This window comes from Mesorhizobium sp. M0954 (genome assembly GCF_040319155.1).
Taxonomy (GTDB): Bacteria; Pseudomonadota; Alphaproteobacteria; order Rhizobiales; family Rhizobiaceae; genus Mesorhizobium.
The window spans coordinates 56,366-78,599 of the sequence record NZ_JAMYNR010000009.1 but is presented as its reverse complement, the minus strand read 5'-3'; the positions used below and the strand labels follow the sequence as shown (position 1 = coordinate 78,599).

Here is a 22,234-nt window from a genome sequence, read left to right as displayed (position 1 = left end):
ATTATGACCACCATCGCCTTCATCGGCCTCGGCAATATGGGCAATCCGATGGCCTCCAACCTGGTCAAGGCCGGGTACGCCGTGCACGGCTTCGACCTGGTGCCGGAGAATCTCGTCATCGCCAGGGAACACGGCGTCGTCATCATGGCCAACGCCGTTGCGGCGGTGAAAGACGCCGATGCGGTCATCACCATGCTGCCAGCCGGTAAGCATGTTCTGTCGGTTTACGCAGACATAGTATCCAGGGCAAAAAAAGGCGCGCTGTTCATCGATTCCTCTACCATCGATGTCGAGTCGGCTCGAAAGGCCCATGCCATCGCCGCCAAGCACGGGTTGCTGTCGATCGACGCGCCGGTCTCCGGCGGCACGGGCGGTGCGGCGGCCGGCACGCTGACCTTCATGGCCGGCGGTTCGAAGGATGCCTTCGCCAAGGCCGAACCAATCCTCAAGCCGATGGCCGGCCGCATCGTTCATTGCGGCGACGACGGCGCCGGACAGGCGGCGAAGATCTGCAACAACATGATTTTGGGCATTTCGATGATCGGCGTTGCCGAGGCCTTCGTGCTGGCAGAAAAGCTCGGCCTGTCGCACCAGGCGCTGTTCGACGTCGCCTCGACCTCGTCCGGCCAGTGCTGGTCGCTGACCACCTATTGCCCGGTGCCCGGCCCGGTGCCGACATCGCCCGCCAACAATGGCTATAAGCCTGGCTTCGCGGCGGCACTGATGCTGAAGGACCTGAAACTGTCGCAGGAGGCCGCACAGAGCGTCGGTGCAGCAACGCCGCTCGGCGCCGAGGCAGCCCAGCTTTATGCGCTGTTCAACGCACAAGGGAATGCCGGCGCGGATTTTTCCGGCATCATTAATTTCCTCCGTGGTGACCCGGCGTAAGCTCCAGGTTCACAGGTTTTCGATCTGCCCAAAGCGGAAAGCCGGCAAATTTAGGTTTGCTTAAGCTCTTGCTAACCCTGCAGTAACGATATGCGTTTAAAACGGATTGCGAGGCGGACATCCGCCCGGCGCTCCGGATCAGGTCTCGCGTACCGGAGCCCGTAAGTTTCGCCGTAAGTTTCGCAAGTGTATTGTTGGCGAAGCGCCATGCGTATCTGGCAAAGCCGCGTTCCGATGGAGCGCGGTTTTTGCGTTTCGCATTCTTCAAGGACAATGAGGCGATCGCCCTGGCGTGTCTCCAGATGATCGTCGGCGTCGTGGCTGCTGTCCTGAGCTACGTCGACCCACAGGTGGTCGCGCCCCAATCCCCCAGCGCGTCGGTGCCATGGCTCATCGGTCAGCTACGCTACTTGCGTGCGAGCACGACGTGGGCCTCTTGGGGGAACATCAGCTCCCCTTCAGTTGAATAGATTGCCAGCGAAAAATCTAGATCACCGGTGATCGCTGCGATGACTGCTTCCCGATGCCCGGCATCAATTCTGCTGACCAGCCCGGCCTGCGGAGTCGCTGCCAGCTGTAGTCGCACATATTCCCTAGACGAGGGAAATCGGATGTTTTGTGTCGTCGTGTGGATGGTCACCTGACGAAATCCCGCCTCGGCCACCAATCGGTAAAGCTCGTCCGCATCGGCGAGTGAATGCTCAGACTTTTCGTTGCCGAAGCGCCTGGACCGAGGTGTCGATCCAAGGCATCCGCCAGCGCCTTCGCCGCAGGAGTGTGCTCAATAGCGCTGAAAACGTTTAAAGCCAGTCGGCCGTCAGGCACCAGAACCCGGAACATCTAACGGAGCGCACTAGATCGATCCGGAAAAAACTGCAGTCCGAGCTGGCAAAGAACCAGATCGAAGGCGGAGTCAGGGAACGGCATTTCGAGCGCGCTTCCCTCGTGCCAGTCGATACGCGCTCCAGCGCCTCTCGGGAGCGACCGAGCAACGGCGAGCATGCCCGTATTGATGTCGAGGCCGACGACCTGCCCACTTCCCATACGCTCGGCCGCCGAGCGTGCCACCACGCCGGTGCCGCAAGCTACGTCCAAAATCCGCTCACCAGATTGAGGCGCAGCACGATCCATCAGGTCCGCAGCCCACAGGGCTGTGATTGCCGGGACCAGGTAGCGCTCGTAGAGGTCCGCGGCGCTGCCTTCCAGCTGCCACTGCTCCTGCTGGGCCATAGTGTCCCTCCCGCACAACGATCTCGGGCAACGGGCCCGATCGGCGCTTCAGCAGCCATCATAAAGCGCGTGTCTGTCGACTAGCAACCGGGCAATGGAAACCGGCAGGGTGCTATTCTTCGCGTTCCGTATCACAACGGTCTTTGCACCATCCGCCCCAAGTAGAATCAAACTCGCATTCTACTGTGCACTCCACGCGCGGCATCTCGCCAATATTTACGAGGCCGATATCCACGAGTTTGTAGCGAGCGATCGCCTTTGGATATTTCCTGAAAACACTCTCAATTTCCGCCACGAAGCCCTTGTGCTCTTCTGGAACCGGCCTTTTGAAAGGTGTTTTGGCGTCCTGCGCAAGAGATACAGTGATGACCGATTGCATAACCAAGGCTAGGATCAAAGAAATGGTGCGCATCAACTGTCTCCAATACGCCTTACGTGGAGAGATGTTTTGATGGTGGATGGCCGCAACTCCGGGACGGGGGGAAGGCCGTATCGAGGGTAGTCTGCGTCAAACATGGCCCACCATCGCCCGTGTAATCGTTGCACGGGCAGTTGCTGTGCGCCTCTATATGCGCGTTGCAAGGGTTCCCGAACCCAAACCCATCATCAGTAAAGTTACTCCCGCCCGCGCCAGTAGCGCCGCGGCTTCTCTCCGCGCGCTGATGATCAAGAACGCGGCCTTTTCCAGGGCTTCCGATTGTTCGCGCGTGAGACCCTCCCGAGACAGATATTTAAACATGTGTCACTCCCTCAGATTTGGATTCGCCAAATGCCTCAATTGGGAAAGCAAGCATGCTTCAATTTGCACACCGCTCGACTTGTTCGCTCTTCAACGTGGCGCTATTCGTTGCGACGTGGCGCTAAGGACAGCTAGTCGCCCATTTTGGTCTCCTTGAACGAATGATCCCTTGCTGAAGTCGATCAGGCGACGTTGACAGGACCGGACTTACGGATGGCTTACGGAAGTCACGCTGATCGGCGGCAGGTGACAAGACGGGCGCCGTTCGCACGCCTGCCGCGCTCGGCATGGACGAGTTTTGCCAGCCGGGGAGTGAGGTAGGCTTGGCGCGCCAAAGGGCGCGTTTCCACCCGCAGCCGAATTCGAACTGACTTTGTCCACGTCCTCGACCATCTGCTCGGCGATCGACGCAGCGATCGCCGAGCGTCCGACTGCAGGTCGCCCGGCGATGGTTCTACCTTACCCCTTGCGCAAATCCGCTTGCGCCAGATCGAGCGCCGTGGCGATGCGGTCGCAGGCCATGTCGATCGTCTCGCGCGTCCAGATCAGCGGCGGCGACAGGATCATCGTGTCGCCGGTAGCGCGCAGCATCATGCCCTGGACAATCGCGTGGTCGCGAACCATCACCGCCGCGCTGCCGGCAGGCAGGAAGCGCTCCTTGGTCACCTTGTCCTTGACGATCTCGATCGCCCCCATCAGCCCGAACGAGCGCACCTCGCCGACCAGATCGTGCCCACCGAGACGTTCCTGCAGGGCCCTGGCGAAGTAAGGCCCCGTGTCGTTCCTGACGCGCTCGACCAGGCCTTCACGCTCGATGATCTCGAGGTTCTTCAGCGCCACCGCGCAGGCCACCGGATGCCCGGCATAGGTGTAGCCGTGATAGAATTCGCCGCCCTTTTCGACCAGCGTCGCCGCGATGCGGTCGCCGACCAGCAGCGCCGACAGCGGCTGATAGCCAGAGGTCAGCGCCTTGGCCGTGGTGATGGTGTCGGGCTCGACATCGAAGGCTTGTGCGGCGAACCACTCGCCTGTGCGGCCATATCCGGTGATGACCTCGTCCAGCATCAGCAGGACATCGTATTTGCGGCAGATGCGCTGCACCTCCGGCCAATAGCTCATCGGCGGGATCTTCACCCCGCCTGCCCCCATCACCGGCTCGCCGATGAAGGCGGCCACCTTGTCGGCGCCGGCTTCGAGGATGGCGTCCTCGACCGCTTTTGCCGCGCGCTGGCCGAAATCATGGTCGCTTTCGCCGGGCAGTGCGAGCTCATAGGCATAGGGCATCATCACATGGACGATGTTGGGCACGGCGCCGCCGAGCTGCTTGTGCATCAAATCCATGCCGCCGAGCGAGGCGCCGGCGATGGTCGAGCCGTGGTAGCCCATCTTGCGTGAGATGATGCGGTTCTTCTCGGGCCTGCCTTCCAGCACCCAATAGTGACGGACCAGGCGCAGCGCCGTGTCATTGGCCTCCGAACCGGACGAGCCGTAAAACACCTGGTTGATGTGCCTTGGCGCGATCTCCGCCAGCTTTTTCGACAGCAGAACCGGCGTCGGCGTCGAGCATTTGAAGAAAGAGTTGTAGTAGGGCAATTCCTTCATCTGGGCGTAGGCGGCGTCGGCGAGCTCGTCGCGGCCATAGCCGACATTGACGCACCACAGCCCAGCCATGCCGTCAAGGATTTCCGTCCCTTCGGCATCATAGATGAACGGCCCGTTGGCGTGGGTGATGATGCGCGAGCCGGTCTCGCGCATCTCTTTGTGGTCGGTGAACGGATGAAGGTGATGCGCGGCATCGATCTGCTGAAGCTGCTTCAGCGAATAATTCTGGTAGGTCATGTCTGGTCTTTCCTCTTGAACCAATCCGGCAGCTTTCGCGCCGGGGCGGATTCGTCAGAGGACAGCGGGCGGCGAATAGCCGATGCGAGCGCACAGCCGCAACAGCTCGGCGCGTAGCGTGCGCGACGACGGCGTCACCGCCACCCTAAATGCGCAACCCGATTTCGCCAGCCGAGCCATGCATGTACCTTAGGCTGCCTCGAGCCCTCAGTTCAAGCCGTGCCGGTCAAGCGACGCCGGTCAATTGGTGCCAGTCAATTGGTGCCAGTCAGGGCCCGCTGCAGGAAGACGTACTTCATCGCCGCCTGTGCGGCCTGCGGCCGCCGGTCGCCGCGTCCACCATGGCCGCCCTCGGTCTCCTCGAAGAACAGCGTCTTGCCATGGCCGGCCGCCTGCAGCCGTGCCGCCATCTTGCGGGCATGCCCGGGATGGACGCGATCGTCGGCGGTCGAGGTCGTCAGCAACACCGGCGGATAGGCTGCATCCGTGTCTACATGCTGGTAGGGCGAATAGGCGGCGAGCCAGGCTGCCTCTTCCGGCTTCGCCGGATCGCCATACTCGGCCATCCATGACGCGCCGGGCGGCAGCTCGGTGTAACGCAGCATATCGAGCAGCGGCACGTCGATGATCACTGCACCGAACAATTCCGGGTGCTGGGTCAGCGAGACGCCGGTCAGCAAGCCACCATTCGATCCGCCCTGGATGCCCAGCGTGGCGGGCGTAGCGATGCCGCGTTTGATCAGATCTTGCGCGACGGCAGCGAAATCGTCGAAGGCATTCTGGCGATTGGCCTTGAGCGCCGCCTGGTGCCAGTTCGGGCCGAACTCGCCGCCGCCGCGGATGTTGGCCTGCACATAGGCATTGCCTTTCTCCAGCCACAGCCTGCCGCGCACGCCGGCATAGCCGGGCAGCAGCGGCACTTCGAAGCCGCCATAGCCGTAAAGCAATGTCGGCACGGGTCCATGCAAGTCGCGCCTCCTGACGACGAAGTACGGGATCATCGTGCCATCCTTCGAGCGCGCCTCGAACTGTTCGGAGAGCAGGGACGACGCGTCGAAACGCGCCGGCTGCGATTTCACCGGTGCCAACGTGGCAGCATTGTCGTCCGACCAGATGATCGAGCTCGGCGTCAGGAAATCGGTGAAGGAGAAGGAGACGCTGGAACCGAAATGCTCGGCATGGCTGATGCCGACATTGCCGTTTTCGGGCAACGCCACGGGCTTGAACTCCCAGCCGCTGTCGCTGCGCTTGCCGGCGACGACCTTGCCGCGCACATTGTCCATCAAATTGATGAACAGCCGGTCCTGCGTGCGGGCAATACCGGCGATCGAGACACGGTGCGCCGGCTCGAGCACGGTATCGAGGGATCTGAATAGCCCGGTTTCGATCCAGCGCTCGAAATCGAGTGAATAGAGTCCGTCGGGCTTACACAGCGTGCCGTCCGGCGCAGTCCACGGGGTACGCACGCCGAAGACGAGCTGGCCCTTGAACAGCGCTGTATCGGTGACGTCGTCCGGCAACGGGATGCGCCTGTTCTCGCCGGAAGGCAGCCGCAGGAAACTGTGCGAGGCGAAGAAGTCGATGGTCCGGGCGAGGAAGACATGACGCTTGTCGCCGTCGAATTCGACGGACCCGCCGGCGGCAAGATCCTGCTTCAGCGCCTCGAAGATCGGCATCGCCGCTTCCAGTGGCGTGCCGCGCCGCCAAAGCTTGACCACGCGCGGATAACCGGACTGGGTCTTGTCGTCCTCCTCGAAGGCGGCGGAAACGATAACCGTGTCCTCGTCCAGCCAGCTAAAGCTCGACTTCGAGGCAGGAGCGCGAAAGCCGCCATCGACGAACGATCTGCTTTCGATATCGAATTCGCGCATCTCGCTGGCATCGCCGCCATCCGGCGACAGGTTGAGCAGGCAGCGGCTGAAGTCGGGGTAGAGCCGACTGGCGCCGCTGAACACCCATTTCACCCCCTCTTTCGCCGCCAGACTGTCGAAGTCGATGATCGTCTGCCATTCCGGCTTGTCGGTCTTGTAGGAGGCGACGGTGGTGCGCCGCCAAAGGCCGAGTACGTTCGTCCGGTCCTGCCAGAAATTATAGACATAGCCGTTGATAGCGGCCCCAACGGCGATGTTATCCTCGGCTGTCATCAGGTCGAGCGCCGTCTCGAACGACATCTGATAGGACGGATCACCCTGCAGCTCCCCGACCGTAACTGCATTTTGGTGATGCACCCAGTCGAGCGCCTGCTTGCCCCTCCTGTCCTCAAGCCAGAGAAACGGGTCTTCGGCCGCCGAACCCGGCTGGCCCTTGGTATTCGATTTGCTCATGAGGTCTCCGGTTGAGTCGGGTGGCGACATAGCCAAGATCGACATGGGGCCGCTTACATTCAAGTCATTCGTCAGAAACGGCGGCTTTCTGGCATTCACACCATCCGTCTTCGAATGACCGTTACAACTGCCAGCGCCAGGCAAATGGCACCGAGCGTCATTGGCAGGCCGCCGGCGCCAACAACATCCATGGCGCTGCCCGCCAGCGGCGGCACGGCGATGCCGCCGACGCCCCACATCAGCGAGAAGGCGGCGTTGCCGGCGACCAGTGCCGAGCCGGTGAACCGCTCGCCGAGTTCAATGATCGACATCGTGTAAATGCCGTAGGAAACCGCGCCCCAGATGAAGACGCACGGCCAGATCAGCGGCGTCTCGATGAGAACCGGCAACAGAACGCATCCGAGCACCGTCATCGAAACACAGATGAACCGCACCAGCCGCGCTGTCAGTCGTTCCGCCAGCAGGCCGAGCGGCACCTGCATAGCGATGTTGCCGGCGATCATCACCGACAGCAGCGCCGACATGCGCGCTTCCGCAATGCCATAATGTGTTCCGTAGACCGGCAGCAAGGCGAGCACCGCCTGTTCGAAACCGGCGGCCACGACGACGGCCGATAACAACAGCCAAGCCTGCGGCACGAACCCCAGCACCGAAACGCGGTGCCCGCTCTCGTCGACCTTGGGCAGCCGTGCCAGCACCGAGGCGAGGCAGGCGCCGCAAAACAGGAATGCGGCAATGCCGACGACGAACGGTGGCCACCCCTCGGTGCCGACCGCAAGCAGGCACAGCGGCCCCGCCGCAAAGCCCGCCGAAATGATGGTCGAATAGATGCCCATGACGCGGCCGCGGCGTGTCGGCGGCGCCAGTGCGATCACCCAGACTTCGCTCAGCACGTAGAGCGGGTTGGTGACGGCGCCGATCAAAAAGCGCAGAGGAACCCACAGATAGACATTTTGCGTCCAGCCGATCAGCGCCAGCACCAGCGCGGAAAGTGCCGCGCAAGTAAGCGCGGTGCGCCCTGCCCCGAAACGCCCCGCCAGCGCCGGAACCAGCGGCGACGAGACGATGAAGCCGATCGGCGTCATTGCCGCCGACAGGCCGATCATGGCCGGCGAGACGCCCTGGCGCTGCAGGATGAAGCTCAACAGCGGATAGCTCAGCCCTTGCGCGATGGCGAACACCGAGACGGTGGCGATCACGCCGGTGATCGCCGCCCATTGCACTGTCTCGCCGCTGTCCTGTTCCGCCCGGTCCATGATGCAGGACTAGCGTTTCGCTTTCATCGCGGTAAGCACCGGCAACGAAAACCGCTTGCGCCAGCCGGAAGAGAATAAGAGCCTGACGATCCCTCCGGCTGCCCTTCAGGCATGTCGCTTCCCTCGTCCTAGTGGTCGCCGCCTCCGCAATGGCTGGCCGGCCGGCAGTCCATTATGCCGCCGCATTGCCGCAGCGTACGAGGACTATCATGACCGCCGCCATTCAGCCCGCCGAACCTGCATTGGCAAACGACCGCGCCCGTCGCGGCGGCCGCGCGGGAAAGCGTGCCGGCGGATCGGCGGCGTTCGAGCAGCCGCCGTTTCGGCAGTTGAAGAACCCGCTGGCGCCGACCCGGCTGGTTTCCGACGACGAGCTGGAATCTATCCACCTCGCCTCTCTGCGCGTGCTGCGGGAAATCGGCGTCGACGTGCTGCATGACGAAGCCCGGCGCATCATGAAGGCGCATGGCGCCGATGTACGCGAAGGCGGCGAGCGGGTGCGCTTCGACAGTGACATGATCCTGGAACTGGTTGCGCACTGCCCGCCGGAATTCACCATCCACGCCCGCAACCCGGCGCACAACGTGCGCTTCGGCGGCGATAATCTGATCATCTCGATGATGGCGTCGGCGCCCAATTGCTCCGACGTCGACCGCGGCCGCCGGCCGGGCAACCAGCAGGACTACCGCAACTTCCTCAAGCTTGCGCAGATGCACAACATATTGAACTGCACAGGCGGCTATCCGGTCGAGCCGATCGACGTCCATCCGTCCGTCCGCCACCTTGAATGCATCCGTGATCTCGCCACGCTGACCGACAAGATGTTCCACATCTATTCGCTCGGTAAGGAGCGCAACGTCGACGGCATCGAGATCACCAGGATCGCACGTGGCATCAGCCATGAGCAGTTGCTTGCGGAGCCGTCGGTATTCACCATCATCAACACCAATTCACCGCTCAAGCTCGACGTACCGATGATGGAAGGCATCATCCAGATGTCGAGCAAGGGCCAGGTGGTCATCGTGACGCCGTTCACCCTGTCCGGCGCCATGGCGCCGGTGACGATTGCCGGCGCGCTGGTGCAACAGAATGCCGAGGCGCTGTCAGGCATCGCCTTCGCGCAGATGGTGCGCAAGGGCGCGCCTGTCGGCTACGGCGGCTTCACCTCGAACGTCGATATGAAGTCCGGCGCGCCGGCCTTCGGTACGCCGGAATATATGAAGGCGCAGCTGGTCGGCGGGCAGCTCGCCCGCCGCTACAACATCCCCTACCGCACCTCCAACACCTGCGCCGCCAACACGGTCGACGCGCAGGCCGCCTATGAAAGCGTGTTCTCGCTGTGGGGCGCCATCCAGGGCGGCGGCAACCTGATGATGCATGCCGCCGGCTGGCTCGAAGGCGGCCTGCGCTGCTCCTACGAGAAGACCATCCTCGATATAGACCTGTTGCAGATGGTCGCCGAGTTCCTGACGCCGCTCGATCTTTCCGAGGAAGCGCTCGGGTTCGACGCCATACAGTCGGTCGGCCCCGGCGGTCATTTCTTCGGCACCCAGCACACGCAAGACCGCTACAAGACCGCGTTCTATGCGCCTATTATCTCGGACTGGCGCAATTTCGAGAGTTGGGCGGAGGCCGGATCGCCGACGGCGCTCGAAAAGGCCAATCGCGTCTGGAAGGAACGGCTGGCCTCCTATGAAGAGCCTTACATGGATCCGGCAATCCGGGAGGAGCTCAACGCCTTCGTCGACAAGCGCCGGGCCGAAGGCGGCGCGCCGACCGATTTTTGATCATCTGATGAGTAGTCGACCCCCACTCCGTCTTGATGGCAGGCTGGCCCGAAACATCGCTGTATCCGATCTCCGCTTTGTTTTCGCGCCCCGCTCACTCGATTCAATCTCTTCAAAAACGGATCTATCTTCATGAAATCTCATGCAAAAGCGGTTGTCATCGGCGGCGGCGTCGTTGGCTGCTCGGTGCTCTATCATCTGGCCAAGTCTGGCTGGACCGACATCATGCTGATCGAGCGTTCGGAGCTCACTTCCGGCTCGTCCTGGCATGCGGCGGGCGGCTTCCATACGCTGAACGGCGATCCCAACGTCGCCAAGCTGCAGGCCTATACGGTGCAGCTTTACAAGGAGATCGAGGAGATTTCCGGCCAATCCTGCTCGCTGCACCTGACCGGCGGCGTGATGATGGCCGACACGCCCGAGCGCATGGACTTCCTGCGGCTCGCCCACGCCAAGGGCCGCTATCTCGGCATGGACACCGAACTGATCACGCCGTCCGAAGCCAAGGCGATGTTCCCGCTGATGGACGAGACTAATTTCGTCGGCGCCATGTGGGATCCAGTCGAGGGCCATCTCGACCCTTCCGGCACCACCCATGCCTATGCCAAGGCCGCCAGGAAGCTAGGCGCCGAGATCGTACTGCGCAACCGCGTCGTGGAACTGACGCAGGAGGTCGACGGCACCTGGAACGTCGTCACTGAGCGAGGCACAGTCAAAGCCGAGCATGTGGTCAACTGCGGCGGCCTGTGGGCGCGCGAGATCGGTCGCATGGTCGGCGTCGAACTGCCAGTGCTGGCCATGGAGCATATGTATCTCCTGACCGAGCCGATGCCGGAGGTCGAGGAATTCAACAAGTCGACCGGCCGCGAGATGATTGGCGTGCTCGATTTCAAGGGCGAGATCTATACCCGCCAGGAGCGCAACGGCATCCTGCTCGGCACCTATGAAAAGGCCTGCAAGCCGTGGTCGCCGGTCAGCACGCCCTGGGATTTCGGCCACGAGCTGCTGCAGCCAGACATCGACCGCATCGCGCCGTCGCTCGAGATCGGCTTCAAGCATTTCCCCGGCATCGAAAAGGCCGGCATCAAGCAGATCATCAACGGCCCCTTCACCTTCGCGCTGGACGGCAACCCGCTGGTCGGCCCGGTGCAGGGCCTGACCAATTTCTGGTGCGCCTGCGCCGTCATGGCCGGCTTCAGCCAGGGCGGCGGCGTCGGCCTGGCGCTGTCGAACTGGATGGTCCATGGCGACCCCGGCTTCGACGTCTGGGGCATGGACGTTGCGCGCTTCGGCGAATGGGCAACGCTGCGCTATACCAACGCAAAGGTCCGCGAAAATTATTCGCGCCGTTTCTCCATCCGCTTTCCCAACGAGGAATTACCGGCGGCAAGACCAGCGCAGACGACCCCCCTTTACGACACCATGCTCGCCAACAACGCCGTCATGGGCGACAGCTGGGGTCTCGAAACCCCGCTCTGGTTCGCGCCGAGAGGCTCGGAGCCGAAGGACGTCGTGTCCTTCCACCGCTCCAATGATTTCCGCCCGATCGGCGAGGAGGTGCGCGCCACCCGCGCGAGGGTCGGCGTCACCGAGATCGCCAACTTCGCCAAATACGAAGTCTCCGGGCCAGGGGCCGAGGACTTCCTCAACCGTCTGATGACCAATCGCATGCCGAAGACCGGCCGCATCGTGCTGACGCCCATGCTGAACGAGTTCGGCCGGCTGATCGGGGACTTCACCATCGCCAAGGCGGGCCCAAGGGGTGGGGAAGAACGCTTCATGATATGGGGTTCTTCGGCAGCGCAAAAATACCACATGCGCTGGTTCGAGAAGCATCTGCCAAAGGATGGAAGCATCCGCATCCACCGCTTCGACCAGACGCTGGTCGGTCTCTCCATCGCCGGGCCGAAATCCCGCGACCTGCTGCAGAAACTGGTCGATGTCGACATCTCGACCAAGGCCTTCCGCTTTATGGATTTCCGCGAAATGGCGGTCGGCGGCGCGCCTTGCATGGTCAATCGCATCACCTACACCGGCGACCTCGGCTACGAGATCTGGATGGCGCCTGCCTACCAGCGCCTTGTCTACAAGGCGATCAAGGAGGCTGGCGAAGAGTTTGGGCTTGTCGATTTCGGCATGCGGGCTTTGCTCTCTATGCGCCTTGAGAAGAACTTCCCGACCTGGTTCCGCGAGCTACGTCCGATCTACGGACCGTTCGAAGGCTCGATGGACCGCTTCATCAAGCTAGAGAAGAACGACTTCATCGGCCGGGAAGCAGCGGCCAAGGAACAGGCAGAAGGGCCGAAACTGCGCCGTGTCTCCTTCATCGTCGATGCCGCGGATGCAGACGTCATGGGCGATGAGCCGATCTGGGCCAAGGTCGGCGGCAAGGATTACGGCACCGTGGAAAAGCCGCATGGCTATGGCGCGCCGCGCTTCGACGCGGGCGGCAAGGAAGTGCGCGGCTCGAACGCCGCCGAAGGCGCGTCTGCCGTGCGCGGCATTGTCGACGGCAACTGGCGCGTGGTCGGCTGGGTCACCTCCGGCGGCTATGCGCATTATGTCGAGAAGTCGATGGCGCAGGGATATGTACCGGCGGCGCTTGCCGAGAACGAGAGCGCCGGCCTGTTCGAGATCGAAATCCTCGGGCACCGGCGTCCCGCACGCATCAATGTCGAACCGCCTTTCGACCCGAGCGGCGAAAAGATGAGGACGTAGGCGCAGCCAGCCGGTCGCATTGTGCGGAGCATACTCTTCATGCTAGCGCAGCCGGCAACACACTGCTGGCAAGGGCGATGAGATTTCATTGAAGTACAATCTGAGATGGGCCGAGTGGCTGGCCGAGGGACGGATCGGCCCCTTCCCGGCGGCGATCGTCATGGTCGCGGCTTACTTTGCCTTGCAGACCATCATACTGTCCCTGTTGAGCTCTTGGGCGGGAACCGGCGTCGGCATCGATGATGCGGAGCAGCTGATCTATGTTCCGTATCTCTGGGCTGGATATGGCGGCTCGCAACCACCCCTGTACACCTGGATCAACTGGCTGGCCGCGCATGTTTTCGGCACCAGTATCTTCACGCTGAAGCTCGTCAAATACTCCGTGCTGTTCCTTGCCGCCTGCAGCGTGTTCGCCGCCATGCGGCGGTTCAGCTACACCAAAGCGACAGCGGCGGCGGCCATGTTCGGCCTGTTTACCATCCCGCAGATCGTCTGGGAATCGCAGCGCGCCTTGTCGCATTCCGTCGCCGTCGTCGGCTTCTGCTCGCTGCTCCTGCTGGCCATGGCCTATCTTCTCGAGCGGCGAAGCATGATCGCCTATGCGGCGTTTGGCCTGGCCACGGCGGCGGCAATTCTTGCCAAATATAATGATGTCTTCCTCGTGGTGGCCCTTGTTGCGGCCGTGCTGTCGCTGCGCGAATGGCGCCGCGCGATTCTCGATCCGAAGTTCGCCATCAGCATAGCGGTCGCGATATTGGTGCTGGCGCCAACCACCTATTGGAGCCTCATGCATCCCGCCGATTTATTGTCGAGAGGCGAGAAGTTCGGAATAGACGCGCAACAAGGGCGCGTGGCGGCGGCCTTTGTCGGCGCCGGCAAGTTTATCATGGGCACCTTCAATTTCGCGGTCTTGCCGGTGCTCGTTTCCGCCCTCACGTTCTGGCTGGCGAAGTTCCGTTTCTCCGAGCGGCACCCGAAAGGTCCGGCAAGGGAAATTCTGTTGTGGCGTACCTTGGCGCTCGGCTTGGCCATGCTTGCAGTACTTGTACTTGCCACCGGCGTGACGGTGGTCAAGGACCGCTGGCTGCTACCGGTCCTGTTCATGTTGCCGATGGCCATCGTCGCCACTATGGAACGGCTGGCGCCGCGCGGCAGGAATGCGCAGCTCCTGGTGATCGCGGCTGGAGCGATCATCGCCGTGCTGCTCGCGCCCGCCACCTGGTACGTCCAGATAAACGGGACCAGTGGCCTCTCGCGGATGATCCGCGTGGATTACCCCGCCCTCTATCGCCAACTGACTGCGGACGGACCGGTCAAAACCGCAATATCTGATGGTGCATGGGTCGGAAACCTGCGGTTGGTCGATGAAAACCTGGTCGCACTTGACCAGGAAGTGCCTAATTTCGAAACGCTGATGCAGGAGCCGGCCGTACTCGTCTGGCTTGACCGAGACGATCCGCGTCCGGTCATTTTGGAGCAGCTCAAAGCGGCCGGCTATGAGCCGGACGGCCAACCACGGCAAATGATGGTTCCGCTGTTGCGCGGCACCGGCAAGTCCGCCCGGGCCGGCGCCTATGTAAGATTGAAGAGAATGGCGGTGGGAGAAACCACGGCGCCCAAGGAAGGCGTTAGCGGAGGAGCCGAGGGTGGACAGGAACCCGACTGACCGGCCCCGTCATCACCGCAAGATCATGCCGTTCGAGCCGGACGGCTCGAACGATGTGCTGCACAAAAAATCGCGGCTGAAGGCCGCTGAACTCAACCAGCATGCGCTGGGCTATGGAGCGCTGGCGGAAGTCGAATGGCAGGCGGCGGGCATTGCTGCTCCTGACCTGCCCGCCATGCGCCGATATCGGCTCGAGCGCATCCGCGCCGAGCTGAAGCGCCGCGACTATGCGGGAGCCCTGCTCTACGATCCGGTCAATATCCGCTATGCCACCGACGCAACCAACATGCAGCTCTGGGTCGCACACAATCGGACCAGGCATTGTTTCGTTGCCACCGATGGCCCGGTGGTGCTGTTCGACTATTTCTCCTGCGAGCACCTTTCCGATCATTCCGGCGTCGTCGACGAGGTGCGGCCGGCGGTGTCGTGGGCTTATCTGTACAGCGGCGAGCTGACCGGCCAAAAAGCCCGCCGCTGGGCAGCCGGCATCGCCGACCTGGTATTGGAACATGGCGGCGGCAATCGCCGCATCGCAGTCGACCACATCAATCCCGAGGGCATCGAAGAGCTCGCCCGCCTCGGCATCTCGACCGGCAATGGCGAGGCGGTGATGGAAAATGCGCGGCTGATCAAATCGCCCGACGAAATCCTTGCCATGCGCCGGGCGATCGCCGCTTGCGAGGCGGCAATGGGCGAGATGGAGAAGGCGTTGAGGCCTGGCATCTCCGAGAACGAATTGTGGGCCGAACTCCATCGCGGCAACATCGCGCGCGGCGGCGAATGGATCGAAACCCGGCTCCTGTCGTCGGGTCCGCGCACCAATCCATGGTTCCAGGAGTGTTCGTCGCGGACGATCAAGGCCGGCGAGCTCGTCGCTTTCGACACCGACCTGATCGGTCCTTACGGCTTCTGCGCCGACCTTTCGCGCACCTGGCTTTGCGGTGACGCGCCGCCGTCGCAGGAGCAGCGCGACCTGTTCCGCATCGCCGCCGACCAGATCGCCCACAACACGGAGCTGATGCGGCCGGGCATATCGTTCCGCGACCTCGTCGAGGGCTCGTCAGTGCCACCGGGAGACTGCTTCCCGGCCCGTTACGGGGTGCTCTATCACGGCGTCGGCCTTGCCGACGAATACCCGACTTTGCCGCATGCTGGCGACTGGACCGACGACACACCGGACGGAGTGCTCGAACCTGGCATGGTGCTGTGCGTCGAGAGCTATATCGGTCGGCTTGGCGGCTACGAAGGCGTCAAGATCGAAGAACAGATCCTGATCACTGAAACCGGCTACGAGAAGCTTTCGACCTACCCGCTCGACAATCGGCTGCTTGGCGGCTGAGCGATGCTAATGCATGTCGCGCAAAACTGTGCAGCGGCTTTGCGATAACGACATGCATAAAACAAGAATCTAAAGCGCGTCGCATGAGGCCGACCGAACGCGACGCGCTTTACGTGAGCGCCGCGATCGCCTCGCGCATCGCGGCGACGATCGTTTCCGGCGTCGTCCTGGCGGTGATGAACGGCAAGCCTTTGCGCCGCCTTGTCCAGCCGACGACCGTCACCTTCTGCGCCGCCGGCTCGAAACGCTGCGCCAGCGCCCAGCTCTCGCAATCGATCGCCGCGACGTCCGCCCTGCCCTCGGCAACGGCAACGATCGAAGCACGGTGCCCACAGCTTTCGCTCAGCCCGGAAAAGATATCCAAACTCTCGCCCAATGCTTGCAGGTCGCGGGCTGGCGCGATGATGCCCGACATGGAATCGAGGCTGTTGAAGGTGAAGCGCTTGCTGCGAAGCTGATCGAGCGGAATGACGGCACCGCCGTCGGCCGGCGCCCTTGCCGGCGGTGCCTCGCCCGCCCTCATGACGATGGCGCTCGAATAGAGTTCGCCCTGTCCACCCTTGAAGGCGTCGTAACGCGGCTGGCCGATGAGCTGGACACGCTGCGACAGGCCGAGTTCCATCGGTCCCCAGCAGGTTTGTGCAAAGAGCAGCGCCGGATGCAGCCAGAGCTGGTGAAAATCCAGTTCGTCCGGCGGCAATGTCGCCGGATCGGGCGCGATGGGTTTTCCCTGATCATCGCGAATACCGCCAGGTACGGGGGGCAAATCGCCGGTGCGGCGGATGATCGTCTCCGGCGCATCGATGCCTTTTTGCCTGAAAGCATCGCGCAGCCGCGCCCATTGCGCGTCGACATCGTCCCGCGCTTCCGGCCAGTCGTACATCGGCAAAGCCGCAATGAATTCGCTCATGCCGGGATTTGACCGTTATGCGGGGAAATTGACAAGGTCAGGAAAGCGTCGTCCGCGCGGCACCGCCTGCAACAACGCAAGAATCATTCTTTCGGCGGCTCGGCGGGTACCGGTGCGCTGCCAAGCCCATTGAGGCTGCGTGCCCTGACGCGCGGCTTGAATGCGCGTCCTGGTTCCGGCATGCGCCGCAGCACGGGATGGACGACCGGCTCCTTCGCCTTGAAGGCATAGGCCTTGAGCAGCGCGAAATAGTTCGGATAGGCGTAGCCATTGTTCATCCGCAGCCATTCGTCGCGGCGGTCGGCGAACAGCTTCGGCAGCCTGTACCAGGCCACCGTCGGGCTCTTGTGATGGACGAAATGCAGATTGTTGTTGAGGAACAGGAAGGACAGCGGCGAGCGCTCGACGATGATCGTGCGGCCTTCCGGATGTTCAGACCATTGGTGCTCGGCGTAGGTGCGGATCGAAATCAGCGACTGCCCAAGCCACACCGGCACCAGTATGTAGAGCCATAACGGCATGCCGAAGCCGAACTGCACGACAGGCAGCACCACGACGAGGCCGATCGCATGCAGCAGCCATGCCTTGCGGATGGACTTGTCGCCCGCGGCAACCTGCTTGGCGTCGTCGATGAAAAAGCCGATGCAGGAAAGCCACGGGCCTAGCACCAAACGCCCGATCATCGTGTTGTTGACCTTCAGCAGGAATTTCATCGCCGACGGCAGCTCCTCGTGCTGCCAGAGAGCCTTGTAATAGCTTTCGGGATCATCGAGCGGATCGGTCAGGCGCTCGTCTGCATGGTGGCGCAGATGAATGGTCTTGAACCGGCGAAACGGCCAGACAAGGCCAATCGGCAGGAACACAAAGGCTTCGTTGAGCCGCGCATTCCGGGTTGGGTGGCCGTGCAGGACCTCGTGCATCAGCGAGGATTGCAGCGCCGCAATCAGGGTCAGAAAGGCGAGTGCCAGCAGCGGGTAAGAGGGCCAGAGCAGGAAGCCGGTAGCGAGCCAGCCGCCGTAGCAGAGAAGTGCGAGAAATGCTGTCGGCCATTCGATGGCCATTGCGCCGTGTCGCCTGTTGCCCATGCTCGTCATGCTATCGACCACTGCCTTCCAGTCGCCGGAACCCGTTTGATTCCTGACAACATTGTGTCAGGAGCGTTGCGTCGGCGCAACGCGATAAAGCGCACAAACTGTTGCGATTGCGCATTTTCAGCTGCATATGTTATGTATTGTAAACAGCCAACAGGATTCATTTGCGCCTGAAGCCCGCGTTCGCGGCTTTAAGCGCAAATTTTTCCTCCTATTGAATGGGGTAGCGATTTGGACAAGCGCGACCTGTCGACGATCTTTCGCGAGCGCCTGAAAATGCTCTTGACAAGGTCCGATTTGAACCAATCAGCCTTCGCCGCCGCGGTTGGCATTGACCGTTCGGCACTGTCGCAGCTGCTCTCCGGCGCCTCGACCCGCCTTCCCCGTGCTGAAACGCTGCTCAACATCGCCGCCGAATTCAAAGTCTCGCTCGACTGGCTGCTCGGCCTCAGTCACGATGAGGGCGTCACCGGTGAAATCCGCGAGAGCCTTGAGATCGAGGAGGCGCCGGACGGCTTCGACCGCACGCTGCTGGCTCGCTGGCATGCCGAGGCGGCGGGAACGAAAATCCGCTATGTGCCGGCCGGCATTCCCGATCTTCTGCGCACCGAGGCGCTTGTCGACTACGAAGCTGTCATCGCCAACAAGAGCCGCGAGGCACAGGCCGGCGAGACGCAGTACCGCATCGACTACAACCGACGGCCCGAAACCGACATGGAAGTCTGTATGCCGCGCCACACGCTGGAGATCTTCGCGCGCGGGCTGGGCGTGTGGGACCGCTTTCCGGAGGCCGACCGCCACCAGCAGCTCCTGCACATGGCGACGCTGCTCGACGACCTCTATCCCACCTTCCGCCTGTTTCTCTATGACGGGCGGATGCGCTATTCGATCCCCTACACCATCTTCGGGCCCTATCGCGCCGCCATTTACGTCGGCGACATGTATCTGGTGCTGAACGCCACGCAGCCGATCCGCATCCTGACCAGCCATTTCGACAATCTGATCCGTGCCGCGGACGTCAACGCGCATGAAGCGGCCAGCTTCACACGAAAGCTGGCGGAGATGCGATTTTGACCGGTTGCTCTACGTGCCGACATTGACGGCACATAAAGAATTCTTTATATCCTTATCTCAGTTATTCTTCCGGGAAGGCGTATTTCACATGACCAATCCGATCGACGCTCTGCTTGCCGAAAAGGGCGTCCTGCTCGCCGATGGCGCCACCGGCACGAATCTGTTCGCCATGGGCCTTGAGGCCGGAGAGGCTCCCGAGCTCTTGAACGAGACCGCGCCCGACACCATCACCAGCCTGCACCAGAACTTTGTCGATGCCGGCGCCGACATCATCCTGACCAACTCTTTTGGCGGCACCCGCCATCGGCTCAAGCTGCACCACGCGCAGGACCGGGTCTATGCGCTGAACAAGCGCGCGGCCGAGATCGCAAGCGCCGTCGCCGGCAACGCCGGCCGCAAGGTGATCGTGGCCGGCTCCGTCGGCCCGACCGGCGAGCTGCTGGTGCCGCTCGGCGCCATGACCTATGACGAGGCGGTCGAAGCCTTTGCCGAGCAGATTGAGGGGCTGAAGGCCGGCGGCGCCGAAGTCGCCTGGATCGAAACCATGTCGGCGCCTGACGAAATCCGCGCCGCCGCCGAAGCCGCCATCCGCGTCGGCCTGCCCTATACCTATACCGGCTCCTTCGACACCGCCGGCCGCACCATGATGGGACTGCTGCCGAAGGACATCCACGGCGTCGTCGATGGCCTGTCGCAGACACCGCTCGGTGTCGGCGCCAATTGCGGTGTCGGCGCCTCCGACATTCTCGCGTCGCTGCTCGACATGACCGAGGCGAAGCCGGAAGCAACGGTGATCGTCAAGGGCAATTGCGGCATTCCCGAATTTCGCGGTGCCGAGATCTACTATTCCGGCACACCCGAGCTGATGGCCGACTATGTGCGCCTCGCCGTCGATGCCGGCGCCAAAATCGTCGGCGGCTGCTGCGGCACCTCGTTCCAGCACCTCGCCGCAATGCGCAAGGCGCTCGATGCGCACACCAAGTCGGATCGCCCGACCGTCGAGCAGATCGTCGAACGCATCGGCCCGATGCGCAACAAGCAGGCTACGGTCAATGTCGCCGAGACCAGCGAAGCCCGCCGCGAGCGGCGCCGCGGACGCGCCTGACGCTTTCGTCTGCGACATGGTCCGCGCGAAGCAGTGCGGCCGCGAAAAAAGGCCGGCAAGGTTTCCCTCGCCGGCCTGCCTCACCCGCCCGTAGGCCGGCTCCCCCTATCAGAACGATCCCATCTGAAAGAAACCGGCCGTCATTGCCACTACCGGTTACCGCCGAGCGCCGAGGCAAGGCGCACGAGCGAGAGGAACTCGGACCTGTACCCAAATAGGTCGGCTCCCCTGGCAGCGGTGGCAATCTCCATGATCTTGTCGTAGCCGAACTTCGCGGTCGCATCCTCGTCGCGCAGCTTCTGGCCGAACGCAGCAACGGCAACGGAGAAACGCTGGTCGGTGCTGGCCTGGTCGAACGACGCCACCTCGTTGGCTGACGTTACCGGCGTGGTGATCAGCTTCGAGGTGTCCTCGTTCGGCAGTTTGTAGCGGATCTTGACGAAAGCATATTCGTCGGCATTGGCGACACCGCCATTGTTCACCGAGGCCTGGCCGTAGCGCAGCTGGTCGATCTGTTCGCCGCCGCTGCCCTTAGGCGTGATCTCGTAGATTGCGGTGACTGAATGACCTGAGCCGATCTCGCCGGCATCGACCCGGTCATTGTTGAAATCCTCTCGATTCAAGGCGCGGGTTTCGTAGCCAATCAGCCGGTACTCCGAGACCTTGTTCGGGTTGAACTCGACCTGGATCTTCACGTCCTTGGCGATGGTGAACAGCGTCGAGGAGGCATCCTCGACCAGCACCTTCTCGGCCTCCGCCAACGTATCGATGTAGGCAGCAGTGCCATTGCCGTTCTGGGCGATGGTCTGCATCATCTGGTCGTTCAGATTGTCGCGGCCGAAGCCGAACACCGACAGGAATACGCCTGTCTTGCGCTCCTTTTCGATCAGCCGCTTCAGGTCGTCGTCGTCGGTCTGGCCGACATTGAAGTCGCCATCGGTGGCGAGCATCACCCGATTGATGCCGTCCTTGACGAAGGATTTCTGCGCCAGCCTGTAGGCTTCCTTGATGCCGGCCTCGCCTGCCGTCGAGCCGCCGGATGTCAGATTGTCGATGGCAGCGAGGATCTTGTCCTTTTCCGAAGCCTTGGTGGGCTCCAGCACGGTACCGGCATCGCCCGCATAGGTGACGATCGAGACGGTGTCGTCAGGTCTCAGCTTGTTGACCAGCAGTCGGAAGGCCGACTGCAGGAGCGGAAGCTTGTCCTGCTCGTTCATCGACCCCGACACATCGATCAGGAAGACCAGATTGGCCCTGGGCTGCTCGGCCGGCTTCACGTCGAAACCCTTGATGGCGACATGCATCAGCCTGGTGTGCTCGTTCCACGGCGACGGCATGACGCTGACGGTCGAGTTGAACGGCGTCGAGGCGGAGTCCGGGCCTTTCCAGTCATAGGGGAAGTAGTTAACCATCTCCTCGACGCGAACCGTGTCGGCCTGCGGGATAAAGCCTTCCTTCAGCGAGCGCCGGACGAAGGAATAGGAAGCGGTGTCGACATCGATCGAGAAGGTCGAGACCGGGTCTTCAAGTGCGGCATGCACCGGGTTGGTCTTGAAATTCTCGACGCGGTCGCGGTTTTCCTCTTGCGGCAGCATCTGGTCGGCCGGCGCAGCGGCGGGCTGCTGTGCCATCAGCTTGGGCTCGGCAACCGTGCCAGGCATGCGGCCGACCCGCGCGCCGCCATCGGCTGAAGGGGCCGCGGAGCTTGCGTCGCCGTTCAACGCAAGCTCGCTGCTCGGCTGCGGTTCGGGTGCATTGCGGCTGAGCACATCCTGCTGCGTCAGCCCGCCGACTGCGGTCGATTCCGCCTTCGGCGGCGATGTCGGCGCCACAAGCGCCTCGCCGGCGTTACGGCTTTCACTGTCGGCGTCCGCCTTCTTCTGCTTGTCCGCTTCGGCAACGACCGGCGGTTTGACGGTCGCCGGCTTGTCAGCCAGCGTTTCGGTGATCTTATCCCCGCCGAATTCGGGCCCGCCGAATTTGGATTCCCCAAGCATGTAGATGGTAGCGTATCCGGCGATCGGCAGGGCAACGAGCCCGGCAATGGCCGGCGTGGCGAAGAGTTTCTTTTGCATGATTTCGCTCCAGAGCCTTTGTGCTCGCTCTGTGAGACGAAGCCCGCTCACCGATCCTTGGGCGGCCGGCAAAGTTTTTTCTTCCATGTCATAGGCGCGCAGCGCAGCCTGGAGGGCACGCGCCTTTGCGTCCGAGTCCGGCGCCGGTGCTGCGATGTCGCGTAGTCTGTTGAGTTCGTTGTCGTCGACCATG

Annotated in this window: 17 protein-coding genes; 7 read left to right on the top strand and 10 right to left on the bottom strand. The window is 62.4% G+C overall.

The window, feature by feature from the left end; all coding sequences use genetic code 11:
* Positions 1–3: 3 nt before the first annotated feature.
* Positions 4–888 carry a 3-hydroxyisobutyrate dehydrogenase gene (gene mmsB / locus NKH93_RS14475; protein WP_352539672.1) on the top strand — a complete coding sequence of 295 codons (885 nt, stop codon included), beginning with the start codon at positions 4–6 and terminating at the stop codon, positions 886–888.
* 406 nt (positions 889–1,294) lie between these two features.
* On the opposite strand, the gene NKH93_RS14470 is transcribed toward mmsB, so the two are convergent.
* The 7 genes from NKH93_RS14470 to NKH93_RS14440 form a co-directional block, all read right to left on the bottom strand.
* Complete coding sequence (locus tag NKH93_RS14470; protein WP_352970674.1) at positions 1,295–1,528, bottom strand: hypothetical protein; 234 nt, start codon at positions 1,526–1,528, stop codon at positions 1,295–1,297.
* A 200-nt stretch (positions 1,529–1,728) separates the two neighbouring features.
* The gene (locus NKH93_RS14465) at positions 1,729–2,118 is read right to left on the bottom strand and encodes a methyltransferase domain-containing protein (protein ID WP_352970672.1); all 390 of its coding nucleotides are present in this window, start codon (positions 2,116–2,118) and stop codon (positions 1,729–1,731) included.
* Positions 2,119–2,230: 112 nt separating this feature from the next.
* Entirely contained in the window at positions 2,231–2,530 is a 300-nt protein-coding gene (locus tag NKH93_RS14460; protein ID WP_352470307.1) for a hypothetical protein, read from the bottom strand.
* Between the two features lie 19 nt (positions 2,531–2,549).
* Positions 2,550–2,816: a DUF6422 family protein gene (locus tag NKH93_RS14455; protein WP_352970800.1), complete on the bottom strand. Its 267-nt coding sequence runs from the start codon at positions 2,814–2,816 to the stop codon at positions 2,550–2,552.
* 500 nt (positions 2,817–3,316) lie between these two features.
* Positions 3,317–4,696, bottom strand: coding sequence for an aspartate aminotransferase family protein (locus NKH93_RS14450; protein WP_352970670.1), 1,380 nt, complete (start codon positions 4,694–4,696; stop codon positions 3,317–3,319).
* A 254-nt stretch (positions 4,697–4,950) separates the two neighbouring features.
* Positions 4,951–7,020 carry a prolyl oligopeptidase family serine peptidase gene (locus NKH93_RS14445; RefSeq protein WP_352970668.1) on the bottom strand — a complete coding sequence of 690 codons (2,070 nt, stop codon included), beginning with the start codon at positions 7,018–7,020 and terminating at the stop codon, positions 4,951–4,953.
* 95 nt (positions 7,021–7,115) lie between these two features.
* Positions 7,116–8,276 (bottom strand): MFS transporter, encoded by a 1,161-nt coding sequence (locus tag NKH93_RS14440; RefSeq protein WP_352970666.1) that lies wholly within the window; start codon positions 8,274–8,276, stop codon positions 7,116–7,118.
* 209 nt (positions 8,277–8,485) lie between these two features.
* On the opposite strand from NKH93_RS14440, the gene NKH93_RS14435 reads away from it, so the two are divergent.
* The 4 genes from NKH93_RS14435 (at position 8,486) to NKH93_RS14420 (ending at position 15,786) form a co-directional block, all read left to right on the top strand.
* Positions 8,486–10,063, top strand: coding sequence for a trimethylamine methyltransferase family protein (locus tag NKH93_RS14435; RefSeq protein ID WP_352970664.1), 1,578 nt, complete (start codon positions 8,486–8,488; stop codon positions 10,061–10,063).
* Positions 10,064–10,195: 132 nt separating this feature from the next.
* On the top strand, positions 10,196–12,781 hold the full coding sequence (locus tag NKH93_RS14430) for a GcvT family protein (RefSeq protein ID WP_352970662.1): 2,586 nt from the start codon (positions 10,196–10,198) through the stop codon (positions 12,779–12,781).
* A gap of 88 nt (positions 12,782–12,869) precedes the next feature.
* A complete protein-coding gene (locus tag NKH93_RS14425) occupies positions 12,870–14,447 on the top strand; it encodes an ArnT family glycosyltransferase (RefSeq protein ID WP_352970660.1) in 1,578 nt (525 codons plus the stop codon).
* Positions 14,448–14,472: 25 nt separating this feature from the next.
* A complete protein-coding gene (locus NKH93_RS14420; protein ID WP_352614063.1) occupies positions 14,473–15,786 on the top strand; it encodes a M24 family metallopeptidase in 1,314 nt (437 codons plus the stop codon).
* Between the two features lie 109 nt (positions 15,787–15,895).
* On the opposite strand, the gene NKH93_RS14415 is transcribed toward NKH93_RS14420, so the two are convergent.
* On the bottom strand, positions 15,896–16,696 hold the full coding sequence (locus NKH93_RS14415) for a phosphate/phosphite/phosphonate ABC transporter substrate-binding protein (protein WP_352539667.1): 801 nt from the start codon (positions 16,694–16,696) through the stop codon (positions 15,896–15,898).
* A gap of 83 nt (positions 16,697–16,779) precedes the next feature.
* Positions 16,780–17,790 (bottom strand): fatty acid desaturase, encoded by a 1,011-nt coding sequence (locus tag NKH93_RS14410; protein WP_352539666.1) that lies wholly within the window; start codon positions 17,788–17,790, stop codon positions 16,780–16,782.
* Between the two features lie 228 nt (positions 17,791–18,018).
* Between NKH93_RS14410 and NKH93_RS14405 the strand changes: the two genes are divergently transcribed.
* On the top strand, positions 18,019–18,861 hold the full coding sequence (locus NKH93_RS14405; protein ID WP_352539665.1) for a helix-turn-helix domain-containing protein: 843 nt from the start codon (positions 18,019–18,021) through the stop codon (positions 18,859–18,861).
* 88 nt (positions 18,862–18,949) lie between these two features.
* Positions 18,950–19,966, top strand: a complete 1,017-nt coding sequence (gene bmt, locus NKH93_RS14400) for a betaine--homocysteine S-methyltransferase (protein WP_352454606.1) — start codon at positions 18,950–18,952, stop codon at positions 19,964–19,966.
* 149 nt (positions 19,967–20,115) lie between these two features.
* Here the strand turns inward: bmt and NKH93_RS14395 are convergent, their stop codons facing one another.
* Entirely contained in the window at positions 20,116–22,233 is a 2,118-nt protein-coding gene (locus NKH93_RS14395; RefSeq protein WP_352817017.1) for a vWA domain-containing protein, read from the bottom strand.
* Position 22,234 lies beyond the last annotated feature (1 nt).

Excerpts from the sequence above, each read along its gene's own strand:
- NKH93_RS14430 (WP_352970662.1), top strand. The coding sequence starts at position 10,196 with ATGAAATCTCATGCAAAAGCGGTTGTCATCGGCGGCGGCGTCGTTGGC.
- NKH93_RS14460 (WP_352470307.1), bottom strand. The coding sequence starts at position 2,530 with ATGCGCACCATTTCTTTGATCCTAGCCTTGGTTATGCAATCGGTCATC.
- NKH93_RS14445 (WP_352970668.1), bottom strand. The coding sequence starts at position 7,020 with ATGAGCAAATCGAATACCAAGGGCCAGCCGGGTTCGGCGGCCGAAGAC.
- NKH93_RS14440 (WP_352970666.1), bottom strand. The coding sequence starts at position 8,276 with ATGGACCGGGCGGAACAGGACAGCGGCGAGACAGTGCAATGGGCGGCG.
- NKH93_RS14415 (WP_352539667.1), bottom strand. The coding sequence starts at position 16,696 with ATGAGCGAATTCATTGCGGCTTTGCCGATGTACGACTGGCCGGAAGCG.
- NKH93_RS14410 (WP_352539666.1), bottom strand. The coding sequence starts at position 17,790 with ATGACGAGCATGGGCAACAGGCGACACGGCGCAATGGCCATCGAATGG.
- bmt (WP_352454606.1), top strand. The coding sequence starts at position 18,950 with ATGACCAATCCGATCGACGCTCTGCTTGCCGAAAAGGGCGTCCTGCTC.
- mmsB (WP_352539672.1), top strand. The coding sequence starts at position 4 with ATGACCACCATCGCCTTCATCGGCCTCGGCAATATGGGCAATCCGATG.
- NKH93_RS14420 (WP_352614063.1), top strand. The coding sequence starts at position 14,473 with ATGCCGTTCGAGCCGGACGGCTCGAACGATGTGCTGCACAAAAAATCG.
- NKH93_RS14465 (WP_352970672.1), bottom strand. The coding sequence starts at position 2,118 with ATGGCCCAGCAGGAGCAGTGGCAGCTGGAAGGCAGCGCCGCGGACCTC.
- NKH93_RS14450 (WP_352970670.1), bottom strand. The coding sequence starts at position 4,696 with ATGACCTACCAGAATTATTCGCTGAAGCAGCTTCAGCAGATCGATGCC.
- NKH93_RS14435 (WP_352970664.1), top strand. The coding sequence starts at position 8,486 with ATGACCGCCGCCATTCAGCCCGCCGAACCTGCATTGGCAAACGACCGC.
- NKH93_RS14395 (WP_352817017.1), bottom strand. The coding sequence starts at position 22,233 with ATGGTCGACGACAACGAACTCAACAGACTACGCGACATCGCAGCACCG.